The organism is Vreelandella maris (assembly GCF_013371085.1).
In the GTDB taxonomy this organism is placed as follows: Bacteria; Pseudomonadota; Gammaproteobacteria; order Pseudomonadales; family Halomonadaceae; genus Vreelandella; species Vreelandella maris.
In genome coordinates this window covers 25,258-36,198 of the sequence record NZ_JABWCV010000032.1, presented here as the reverse complement: position 1 = coordinate 36,198, position 10,941 = coordinate 25,258, and the positions used below count along the sequence as shown (strand labels likewise).

The 10,941-nt window shown below is 51.7% G+C and carries 9 protein-coding genes and 2 pseudogenes; 2 read left to right on the top strand and 9 right to left on the bottom strand.

Annotated features, from left to right (window positions below; genetic code table 11):
- Positions 1-97: 97 nt before the first annotated feature.
- Both HUO07_RS19335 and HUO07_RS19330 read left to right on the top strand, forming a co-directional pair.
- Positions 98-976, top strand: coding sequence for a putative bifunctional diguanylate cyclase/phosphodiesterase (locus HUO07_RS19335; RefSeq protein WP_246286874.1), 879 nt, complete (start codon positions 98-100; stop codon positions 974-976).
- Positions 977-1,080: 104 nt separating this feature from the next.
- Positions 1,081-3,051: a diguanylate cyclase gene (locus HUO07_RS19330; protein ID WP_176304875.1), complete on the top strand. Its 1,971-nt coding sequence runs from the start codon at positions 1,081-1,083 to the stop codon at positions 3,049-3,051.
- Positions 3,052-3,065: 14 nt separating this feature from the next.
- Here HUO07_RS19330 and cysQ read toward each other — a convergent pair whose 3' ends face one another.
- The 9 genes and pseudogenes from cysQ to HUO07_RS21870 all read right to left on the bottom strand — a co-directional run.
- Positions 3,066-3,842, bottom strand: coding sequence for a 3'(2'),5'-bisphosphate nucleotidase CysQ (gene cysQ, locus HUO07_RS19325; RefSeq protein ID WP_176304874.1), 777 nt, complete (start codon positions 3,840-3,842; stop codon positions 3,066-3,068).
- A complete protein-coding gene (locus HUO07_RS19320; RefSeq protein ID WP_176304873.1) occupies positions 3,842-5,407 on the bottom strand; it encodes an ATP-binding protein in 1,566 nt (521 codons plus the stop codon). The genes cysQ and HUO07_RS19320 overlap by 1 nt, the downstream gene beginning before the upstream one ends.
- 117 nt (positions 5,408-5,524) lie before the next feature.
- Positions 5,525-6,280: an amino acid ABC transporter ATP-binding protein gene (locus HUO07_RS19315; RefSeq protein ID WP_176304872.1), complete on the bottom strand. Its 756-nt coding sequence runs from the start codon at positions 6,278-6,280 to the stop codon at positions 5,525-5,527.
- Positions 6,277-6,945 carry an amino acid ABC transporter permease gene (locus tag HUO07_RS19310; RefSeq protein WP_176304871.1) on the bottom strand — a complete coding sequence of 223 codons (669 nt, stop codon included), beginning with the start codon at positions 6,943-6,945 and terminating at the stop codon, positions 6,277-6,279. Before HUO07_RS19310 ends, HUO07_RS19315 begins: the two co-directional genes overlap by 4 nt.
- A gap of 83 nt (positions 6,946-7,028) precedes the next feature.
- Positions 7,029-7,799 carry an amino acid ABC transporter substrate-binding protein gene (locus tag HUO07_RS19305; RefSeq protein WP_176304870.1) on the bottom strand — a complete coding sequence of 257 codons (771 nt, stop codon included), beginning with the start codon at positions 7,797-7,799 and terminating at the stop codon, positions 7,029-7,031.
- Positions 7,800-8,089: 290 nt separating this feature from the next.
- The gene (locus tag HUO07_RS19300) at positions 8,090-8,284 is read right to left on the bottom strand and encodes a hypothetical protein (RefSeq protein ID WP_176304869.1); all 195 of its coding nucleotides are present in this window, start codon (positions 8,282-8,284) and stop codon (positions 8,090-8,092) included.
- A 26-nt stretch (positions 8,285-8,310) separates the two neighbouring features.
- On the bottom strand, positions 8,311-8,664 hold the full coding sequence (locus HUO07_RS19295) for a hypothetical protein (protein WP_176304868.1): 354 nt from the start codon (positions 8,662-8,664) through the stop codon (positions 8,311-8,313).
- Positions 8,665-8,754: 90 nt separating this feature from the next.
- Positions 8,755-9,018: pseudogene (locus tag HUO07_RS21595) on the bottom strand (flagellin); the annotation flags it as partial.
- 1,524 nt (positions 9,019-10,542) lie between these two features.
- Positions 10,543-10,872 (bottom strand): annotated as a pseudogene (locus tag HUO07_RS21870) (flagellin N-terminal helical domain-containing protein); the annotation flags it as partial.
- Positions 10,873-10,941: the final 69 nt, after the last annotated feature.

Below are 10,941 nucleotides of genomic sequence, written 5' to 3'. Positions count from 1 at the left end.
AACGATGTCCTCGATCATCTGCCAACGCTGATCAGAAAGCTCGTAACGGCCTGTCATATCGCCCTCCTGCTCAATGAACGGAGATAGCGTAACATTTATGACTTTTCAGACAGAACCTAGCCTCGCGATGCTGGATGCCAAGCGCCAAGGGCGTAATACATGGCAATGGTACTGCGGTGATGCCATCGACAATGTCGCCGAACATGTTGTTATCAGGCGAGAGTTACAAGAAGCCATACAAGCTGAGCAATTTGAAGCGTATTATCAACCCATCGTGGACGCCGCCAGTGGCGACATTCAAAGTGTGGAAACGCTGATACGCTGGCGCCACCCCACCAAAGGCCTTGTTTCACCGGGTGTGTTTATGCCGGTTGCCGAGCAAACGGGGCAAATTATTGCCATTGGTCGCTGGGTATTGGATCGCGCCTGCCATGATATTGCAGCCCTTAATGCTGGCCGTGAGCGCCCCCTTTCGGTGGCGGTCAACATTTCGCCAATGCAGTTCCGGCGAACAGGCTTTATGAACGAAGTTAAAACAGCGCTTCACGCTAGCAGCCTACCCCCTGCCTTACTGGAATTGGAAGTAACGGAAGGCACGCTAATGACGAATACCGAACAGGCCGTTGCACTACTCAATGAAGTACGTGATCTGGGCATTAGCGTGGCGTTAGATGACTTCGGCACGGGCTTTTCGAGTCTCAGCTATTTACGTGATCTCCCCATCAGCAAGGTCAAACTCGACATTGTATTTATTCGAGGTATTTCAAAAAATGCGAAAAACGCCGCCATCGTTCAAGGCGTTATTACCATGGCGCATCACTTAAACTTAGCGGTAGTCGCCGAAGGCATTGAAACACGTGAAGAGCACAGGGATCTGCAGCAACGCCAATGCGACCTGCTGCAAGGGTTCTATTTCTCCAAACCCCTTCCGTTTGGGATGTTAACACGCTTGCCACGCACGCTTACGCCACCTTAAAAAATGGCTGATAAAACTCCCCCTATAAACACCATCCCTTACCTCTAAAACAGAAAAACAGGCTGCCTTACCCAGGCCGCCTATTTTAGACAGGAAATGCTGCCGTGCCACTGCGCCGCCTACACACTCGCCTACTGCTAGCCGTGAGCATACCGTTGATCCTAGTTTCAACGACGCTGCTGCCTGTTCTCCATGTGCATATGGAAACACGGCTCAATAGCCTGAGCGCCGAAGCCGATGCCCTCTTAAAAGTGGGGCAAGAAGCATTAACCCGCGATATTAATGAAAGTCTTAACTATGCGCTTGCCATTGCTGAAATGCCTGGACTAAGGCGCTACCTCGCAGCGCAAAGTTTAACCACACTCACTGATCAGCAATATTCGCTTAGCGATTTATCCCAGCTTTCTAATTTTTTAACGACCTTAATTAGCCACAACGCTCGTTACACCAAGCTAGTCCTGATTGATAACCAGGGGCGCGAAGTGCTGCGTGCCCCCAGAAGCCGTGAAACTGGACCACGGATATCGGGCAATCTTCATGTTAATACTGGCTACTTCATAGAATCATCCAAGCTGTTACCACGCGACCTGTATATCTCACCGCCTGGCCGTAACCTGCAGTTCGAGTTATTTGGCCGCGACGTGTTTCCAGTGGTCAACGTTTCCACCCCTGTGTTTGATGCCACCGGCGAGCGCCGTGGCGTGGTACTTTTAAGTCTCAATTGGGATTACCTGACAGATGCCCTGCGCCAAGCCATGCTACTTGACCAGAACGCCAATATGATTTTGGTTGATGCCCAAGGTAGGTGGCTGCTGGATAAAGGTATCGAATCAGTAGATACAGCGAGTTTTGGTGGCAACTTTGCTGCGCTTTCTCCCCACTACTGGCAAGCCATGCAGCTACGCAATGAAGGCAGCGTCACAGTAGACAATCACCTGCTGCGCTTTCAAACCGAAGATATACGCACCCAGCGCTACCGCAGCCTGGCAAGTACTATTTTTAGCGACAACGCCGACCACCCGTGGAAACTGGGGGTCACGCTCCCCCGCCCTACCTGGCTCTCACTGTTTAAAGAAGAGACCACTGTCCTCTGGTTTCTGTTGCTGACTTACGGCGTTGCCGTGGCATTTGGCATATTTTGGACCTTCAGCAGCCAACGCCAACGGGAATTACGCCAAGCCGCTCAGCGCCACGCCTATGAAGTCAGTGATTTATATGAAAACGCCCCCTGCGGCTATCACTCGATTGATAAGTCCGGTCTCGTGGTCAAAATGAACCGCACCGAACTTGCCTGGCTGGGCTACTCTGCCAAGGAAGTGATCGGTCATATCGATTACCGAGAGTTGATTACACCAGAAACACGCGAAGAGTTTGAAAAAGCCTTCCAAAACGTGAAAGACAATCAACCTGGCAGCGCAGAATGCAGCTTACTCACGCGTGACGGCAAGCAGCTTCACGTAATGATTCAAGGCTCTGCCTACACACGCAACGGCCGTTTTGTGCATTCACGAGCTATGGTGTTTGATCTTACCGAGCGTAAACAGCTTGAAGAAAAACTACGCGCGCAAGCCATGACCGATCCACTAACAGGGGTGTTTAACCGGCGTTACTTACAAGCCCAAGCGACCATCGAGATATCACGGGCACGGCGTCAAAACCACCCCATAGCGCTTATCGCCATAGATATTGACCACTTTAAACACATCAACGATGAGTATGGCCACGATGTGGGCGATGAAATACTGAAAAACTTCACGCAAATAGTCAGCGACCAGCTTCGCCAAGAAGACTTACTGTGCCGGGTTGGGGGTGAAGAGTTTGCGGTGTTACTCCCCAACACCGCTATTGAGCAGGCTCAGCAGGTGGCAGAGCGAATTCGTGCCTCTATTGAAGAAGCGACCACCACGGTTGAATATGAAGGTTCGCAACAAGCGCTCAACATCACGGCATCGCTGGGGGTAACCTCTGTTCGCGACCAAGAAAAATCGTTAAAGTCGGCGCTTAAAAGAGCGGATATAGGGCTCTATGAAGCGAAAGAAAACGGCCGTAATCAGATCATCATTCACATGGAATAGCGCTTGCACACAGACTAGCGCTTGCCCCATACCACAAAATCGGGGTTAAGCACCTGCTGGGGATTAGCATAGCTTAAAGGCTGATCGTCCAGGGTGACCACTCGCCCACCGGCCTGTTCGACAATCGCCTGAGCAGCGCCGGTATCCCACAAACTGGTGGGGCCAAAACGCGGGTAGACATCCGCTTTACCTTCCGCGATAAAGCACGACTTCAGCGAACTCCCCATGGGTTGAGTTTCATACTCCCCCAGCGCTGCTAACCATGCCGCCATACGCGGTTCCGGGTGCGAACGGCTGCCCAGCACACGCCAAGGCCGCCCTGCCTGCGGCGGCAATGACGCCTGGATGGCCTGCCACTGCCCGTCAGCACCGACCTTAAAGGCCCCCAAGCCTTCAGCGGCTAGATAAGTAAGCTGCAAGGCAGGCGCCACCACTACCCCCAACACCGGTTTTCCTTGAGTGATCAAAGCAATATTGACGGTGAACTCATCGTTACGCTTGATAAACTCTTTGGTGCCATCCAACGGGTCGACCAACCAATAAAAGCTCTCAGCGTTAGCACCGTTAAAGCCTTGGGTATCTTCTTCAGAGAGTACCGGCACCTCAGGGGTAAGCGCCTGCAAGCCACGGGCAATAATCTCATGGGCCGCTTTATCCGCCTCAGTCAGCGGACTATTGTCGGCTTTTATTTCTACGCTGAAATCACGACGATAGACCTGCATGATCGCCTCGCCCGCCTCACAGGCTAGCTGTTCAACGCTTTTCAGTAATGACTCGGTGATAGTGGGCATTAAGAAAGCGTCTCCACATCAAACCCCACAATTTGGCGCTGCTCGCGGGAAAACTCTACGCCGATTAAATGGATAGGCTTGCCAGCGGCACGGTACTTATCGGCGTAGCCTTTGGTTTTAATCTGTTCTAGGGCCTTCCCCTCCGGCAACTGCTCCACCACCTTAAACTCAAATAAATAGAGGTGCCCGGCAAAATCCACCGCCATATCCACCTTGCCGAAATGGCTGGCGTCTTCCACCGTAACGCTTAACCCAAGGGCGGCAAAGTGACTGTAAAACACACTGGCATAATGCCCTTCGTATTGAGCAATTGGATTGTTGCGATACCAATCGTGGGGCAGCCCGGCGTAAAGGGCTTTAAGGTGAGTTTCAAGACCCACTAAGTCATGAGCCCGCAGATGGGTAAACAGTGTTTTACGCTCACGCGCGGGGTTTTCGACACCCAATACCGGCAGTAACGCTTGGTTTAAGCTGGTTTCTACTTCTTGATTAGGAAAGCCTAGGGTATATAACCGATACCCCACCATGGGTTCTTCCACCTGCTTAACGGTTAGATATCCCGTTTGAAATAACAGCGCCTCAGTACCGATATGGTCAACATCAAAACGACCCAGCAGCTCAGCCTCGGTTTCCAGCTGATCTAGTGACGGCGTAAACACCCCGCGTTGTTTTAGAATTTCTACCAAAAATGTGGGAGTAGCGCTTTCAAACCAATAGGGGCCAAACTGGCGCTTTTGAAACAGTAGTAGAACATCAAAGGGGTTGTATACAGCGGTCACCTCCTGCCCACCCCAACGGTAGCCGTTATACCAATGCTTGATTTGAGCACGGTCTAACCCCGGTAATTCAGGAGCGAAGACGCTGTCAACATCTTCATCGGTGTACCCACAAATGGAAGCGTAAGGCGCATCCAGCGTAATGTCGTTCAGGTTATTCAGCCCCGAGAATAGGCTCACTTTGCTGAACTTAGAAACACCCGTTAACAGCACAAAGCGTAAATACGGGTCGGCGTCTTTGAGCACGCTGTAAAGGTTTTTCAGCCCTTCACGCAGCTCACGCGCCCGCTCTGGGGCTAAGATATTATCGAGAATTGGTTTATCGTATTCATCAATCAGCACTACCGTACGTTGACCAAACTTCTGGTGAGTGCGGCGAATCAGGTCCGAAAAATCATTGGCAATTAGTTTGGGGCGCTCGCTGACAATGCCCAGGCGCTCGCGATGCTGAGCCAGCTGATAGCGGATATGGGTATCCAAATCCTCACGACTAGCCAAATGCCCATCAGCAAAGCTAATACGAATCACCGGATGCCCAGTTTGCCAATCCCATTTATCGTGAATATACAGCCCTTCAAACAGCGCTTTGCGGCCTTCAAACAGGCAGCGCAGGGTATCAAGCAGCAGGCTTTTACCGAAGCGACGCGGGCGGGAGAGGAAAAAGTATTTCCCCTCTTCCGTTAGACGATGAATATCAGGTGTTTTATCAACGTAGTAGTAGTCACCTTCACGGATATCCGAGAAGGTCTGAACGCCAATAGGTAATTTGAGCCGGTTTTCAGTTGGCATAGCAACCTCAAAAAACAGGTGAACTGAAAGTCAGCATAACATGCACGGCATTGCTTCCATCCATAGCCACGCTTGGCATTAACTTAGCTTGTGCCACCTAAAAAACCAGCACCGCATTTACGGCACTGCCTGCCCGGTAGGCGCTAATATTTTGCGCAAGAAATGGCGCGTTCGCTCATCTTTGGGTGCAGTGAACAACTCTTCAGGCGGGGCTTGCTCGACGACGCCGCCTTCGTCCATAAATACCACTCTGTCTGCCACTTCCCGGGCGAACTGCATCTCGTGGGTGACCACGATCATCGTTTGGCGTTCTACCGCTAACTGCTTCATTAAGCCCAACACTTCTTCCACCCACTGCGGGTCTAGTGAAGAGGTGGGCTCATCAAACAAAATCACATCGGCATTCGCTGCCATGGCACGGCCGATGCCTACCCGTTGCTGCTGGCCACCGGAAAGTGACGCCGGGTAAGCATCGGCTTTATCCGCCAGGCCGATGCGTTCCAGAATCTCCCTCGCCCGCGCGTGGGCTTTAGCTTTGGGCAGCTTGTCCACCACAATCATCCCCTCGCTGATATTCTCCAGCGCGGTTTTATTGGCGAACAGGCCGTAGTTCTGAAACACAAACGCCGTGCGGCGGCGCAGTGCCAGAATATCTGCCCGGCTGGCGCGCTGGGTGTCCACACTCAGGTCGCCTACCTGCAAGCGTCCGGCATCGGGCTTTTCAAGGAAGTTAATACAGCGCAGCAGCGTCGATTTCCCCGTACCGGAAGGGCCAATGATGACGATGATCTCGCCCTGGGCAAGGCTCAAGTCAATATCTTTAAACACCGTGTGGCCGCCGAAGCGCTTGGTTATGCCTTGCAGCGAAATCATCGTTGGTAGGCCTTATTCAGGTAAATTTCTAACCGACGCTGCCCCCAGGAGAGCACTTCCACGACTGCCCAATAAATCAGCGCCACCAGCAAGAACGCTTCCAAATAGAGAAAGCTGCCCGCCGCCTCTTTTTGCGTTGCGCCCATCAGCTCGGTGACACCTAGCGTGAAAGCCAGCGAAGTTGCCTTGATCATATCAATGAAGTAGTTCATCAGCGTTGGGGTTGCCACGCGGGTTGCCTGGGGCAGAATAATGCGCCGCATTAACTGCGACTGGGTCATGCCGATGGAGAGCGCGGCTTCGGTCTGGCTGCGGTCAATCCCGACAATCGCCGCACGGATTGATTCCGCCATATAAGCCGAGAAGTGCAGCGTTAGCCCTAGCACCGCAGCGGTGACGCCGGTAATCGCGATTAACGAACTAATCAGTTGCGGTAAGCCGTAGTAGAAAAGAAACAACTGAACCAGCAGCGGCGTACCGCGGAAAAACGAGATAAACAGCAGCGAAAACCCGTTTAACACCGGCACTTTTGATACGCGAACCACCGCCAGCAGGCACGCCAGTATCAGCGCAAAGCACATGGCGATCGTCGCCATTTGAAGCGTGAGCGGCAGATAGCGCAGCAGAACCGGCAACAGCCCCCACATATATTCGAGATTAAGCATAAAAAGTAAACATAGATTAGACCGCTTATAAGCAAACGGCCGTGGCAATGCCACGGCCGCGTTAAACCAGGGTAGCCTAAACGTTACGGCTGGGTGATGTCGGTATTAAACCACTTTTCCGATATCTCACGTAGCTCGCCATTCTCACGCAGCTCGGCAAGCGCTGCACCAACGCGGTCACGCAGCTCACGGCCCGCTTCGTCATCGCGAAACGGTAGCGCGTTCTCAATGGTCGAGAATGGCTGACCCGCCAGCTCTAAAGGTAAGCCTTTCTCTTTAATAACTTGCGTCGCACTCACGCGATCCATCACAAACGCCTCTACCCGGCCCAACGCCACATCCTGCTCGATGTTGGATTCATAGGTACGAATATCGATGTCATCGGCGTTCGGTTGCTCACGCAGCAACTGTTCGTAGTTGGAACCCAAATTCACCGCCACGCTTTTGCCGGACAGATCCTCAACGCCTTGAATGGAATCATTACCCGCCCGCACCACGACCTGCGCGCCGTCATACACGTAGGGCTCGGTAAAAACATACTTCGCTTCGCGCTCAGGGGTGATCGTAATCTGGTTGGCAATGGTATCGATACGTCCAGACTCAAGCATGCCCGCCAAGCCCGAGAAACTAGCAGTCACGAATTCGATCTCATCACCGGTGATCTCTCCCACGGCATTCATCACATCGACTTCAAAGCCTTTAAGCTCGTCCTGCTCCACAAACGTAAAGGGGAAATAACCGCCCGACATACCCACGCGGAGCGTATCGGCGTAGGCAGTCGCGGCAAACAATCCACCAGCAACGCTTAGCGAAAGCGCGGCGAGGGTGGTAGTCAACTTGCGTGGTAGTGGCATGAGTCTGTTTCCTCGTTGGTCGATAGTCCGACGATACGAATAGCCGCATAGAAAGTCATGTGGCGTTGATAGCGACTATCTTACCCCCACGACAAAAACGAATAAAAGAATATTAAAGTTAATTTTTATTCTTATTTTGAATATGACTGATATAGGTGTAATCACAACGGCGGTGCAATTGCGTGGCGTATTTTTGCCATGACGGCTAAAGACGAGGGCGAGGCAGTAACGTGTAAAAGCAGGTGCTGTCAAAATTAGCTATTGGCGAGCTTTTCAAACAACACTCACGATTAGCCCGATAGCATCCCCTGCGTATGCGCGCGTTGCTGTTTAATAGCATTGTCTAAAATATCCAGCAGCGCTTGGTAATCTTCGGGCATCGTATTGTTCAGCCCGTAGGTTTCGACTCGGTCAATCACGGCCTGGGTGTCGCGAATCAGCGTTTCCAGTTCCAGTGCCACTTGCTCGTGCTCATCAGGGTGCATATCAACTCCCGATTATTTGAAAGCTTTCATTGAGCCTGCTGCAGCTCTTGAACGCGCCGATAAAGCGTCTTAGCGCTTTCGATAGCGGTGGTTTCATACGAGTCTAATATTAACTGACTATCGTTTTTCTCGTTCTGTTTAACCGCCGTGAGTTCACCATGGTAGCGGTTGAATAGGTGCTCCAAGTTCATTCGTATCATTGATATTTCAAGCTGAAACTCTATTTGCAACTTTGAGTAACGCTCAATTTCTGCTGGAAGCCGACTCGTCTCGACAATCTCTTTTACCGTACCTTCGACGAGCCTTTCTACCGCGTTAAGCTTTGGGATCACGTCATTAACGACACTATAGGCTGAAATAGTTTGCACGTTATTTCTCACATCGACTCCTAAAAAAACCGGCCCCTTAGGGCCGGTTTAGCTGTACTACTTAGCGATAAAGCGAAGGCTCTATCTAGGCGAAGCCTCAGATTAACCCAGCAGAGAAAGAACAGACTGCGGGATCTGGTTAGCCTGGGCTAGTACGGAAGTACCGGCCTGCTGCAGGATCTGAGCGCGGGTCATGTTGGCTACTTCAGTTGCGTAGTCAGCATCTTCAATGCGCGAACGGGCAGCAGAGAGGTTGGTTTCAGTGGTGCTCAAGTTGGTAATGGCTGACTCGAAGCGGTTCTGAATAGCACCGAGGTCAGAGCGCAGAGAGTCGACCTTGGAGATAGCGGTATCCAGCATGCTCAGCGGATCAACAGTCGCACCTTTCAAGGAACCATCGCCATTGGTTTCTTTTGTTACAGTGACGTTACCATCAACATCTGGTTCTGATAGCGTTGCATAGGTGTAGGTAGGCGCTTCTTCAGTACCGCCTTTGACAACATAGGTACCTGTTCCGTTACCGCTGTTGTCCATAATTTGTTGCAAGCTTTCACCAGTCTCCAACCCTTCAAAAGTAGCTGAAGCCACAACATCTGTCTCGACTTTGGTCACCGCGTCATCGCCAGTGCCGTCATCAGTTACAAGTAAAGGGTCGAGGGCTTCGGAAGAAGAGTCCCAGGAAACGTTACCGTCGTCGTCTACACTGGCCGCATAGTAACTAGCATCGCTACCCTTGACGGCATAGCCATCACCACTTTCCAAGGCATAAAGACCATTTGCAGTCACCGCCATGGGGCTAGCTGCTTCATCTGCAATCTGAAGCAGATCGGCGTTACTGCCGACACTCACGTTAGCAGTCGCGACTTCAGTTACAGCACCGCCCGGTGCAATGTTACCAGCGCTGACTTCTTCCATTGCCGTTTCATCAACGGTTGCTGTCAGATCCCAAGTAGATGCGTCAGCAGCATTCCAATCTCCCGCAGCAGCCCCTGTATCAACGCCAACGTCTACTGCGTAGTATTTGCCATCAGAGCCTTGGGTAGCGTAGTTGCCGTAGCTTTGAGCAGCCAGATCAGTACCGGCTTCGACAACAGTATCGCCATTTTCAACAGCATCAGCGCCTGAAGCAGAGGCGGTTACGTCTGCTGTTACAACAGCTCCGACACCTGTAATTACACCGTTCGCGTCAATAGTAGCAGCTGTATAGACACCACCACCATCGTCGATGGCATACTGAACAGTATCGCTAGGGTCGGTGTAAGCCACCAAGCTCTCGCCAGCACCTACCTGACCATTAAAATCAATGGCATAGGTATCGGCAGTGGTTGCTGCCACGTCGTTGCGCTGATAAAGATTGTCATCTAAAGTGACGCCGCCAGCTAGAACCGGGGCGACACCGGTAGTTGCATCAAGAACAGCAGTGGGCAGGTCTGCAGAACTAATATTGGCTGAAGTTAGCGCTCCACCAGCAACGTCAACATCATCTACGTTCAAGGCAGTAGTGGCAGAATCCCAAGTCAAGTCACCAGTGACAGGGTTAGTTGCGAGTTCGTAATAGTTATCATCGCTCGCTTTAACAGCATAACCACCAGCATCAGTAGCAAATACACCTGTAGCGGTCAGGGGTTCAGGGGTATAAGTGTTCGCTTCTATGGTAGCGTCTTTGCTCACATTGAATGAGCTACCTGAAGTCATTTCTTCCAGGTTTTTGCTTGATACAATCTGGCTAACATCGAAGGAAGCAAGACCCAGAGTTGACTTGTTAATTTGCTCTAAGTTGAGCGAAATAGTTTCGTTATCTTTAGCGCCTACCTGAATCTTCAGCTCATCACTTTGCTCAAGTACTTTGACACCGTTGAAATCGGTCTCTTCAGAGATACGGTTGATTTCGTTAAGACGCTGGCCGATTTCATTCTGAATGGACTCAAGGTCAGAATCGCTGTTGGTGCTGTTCGTGGCCTGAACGGACAATTCACGGATGCGCTGTAGGTTATCGTTCACCTGGTTCAGGGCACCTTCAGCGGTCTGCGCAACGGAGATACCGTCGTTGGCATTACGCTGTGCGGTTGCTAGACCGGTGATCTGTGAAGTCATGCGGTTGGCGATGGCCTGACCGGCCGCATCATCCTTGGCACTGTTGATACGCAGGCCAGAGGACAGACGCTCCATGGAAGTCTGCAGAGCGTTCTGAGACTTGGACAGGTTGGACTGGCCGATCATCGATGTGATGTTGGTATTGATCACTGACATGGTGATTCTCCTTGCTTGGACACTGGCCTTAAAGGCCCG

Excerpts from the sequence above, each read along its gene's own strand:
- HUO07_RS19335 (WP_246286874.1), top strand. The coding sequence starts at position 98 with ATGACTTTTCAGACAGAACCTAGCCTCGCGATGCTGGATGCCAAGCGC.
- cysQ (WP_176304874.1), bottom strand. The coding sequence starts at position 3,842 with ATGCCCACTATCACCGAGTCATTACTGAAAAGCGTTGAACAGCTAGCC.
- HUO07_RS19320 (WP_176304873.1), bottom strand. The coding sequence starts at position 5,407 with ATGCCAACTGAAAACCGGCTCAAATTACCTATTGGCGTTCAGACCTTC.
- HUO07_RS19315 (WP_176304872.1), bottom strand. The coding sequence starts at position 6,280 with ATGATTTCGCTGCAAGGCATAACCAAGCGCTTCGGCGGCCACACGGTG.
- HUO07_RS19310 (WP_176304871.1), bottom strand. The coding sequence starts at position 6,945 with ATGCTTAATCTCGAATATATGTGGGGGCTGTTGCCGGTTCTGCTGCGC.
- HUO07_RS19305 (WP_176304870.1), bottom strand. The coding sequence starts at position 7,799 with ATGCCACTACCACGCAAGTTGACTACCACCCTCGCCGCGCTTTCGCTA.
- HUO07_RS19300 (WP_176304869.1), bottom strand. The coding sequence starts at position 8,284 with ATGCACCCTGATGAGCACGAGCAAGTGGCACTGGAACTGGAAACGCTG.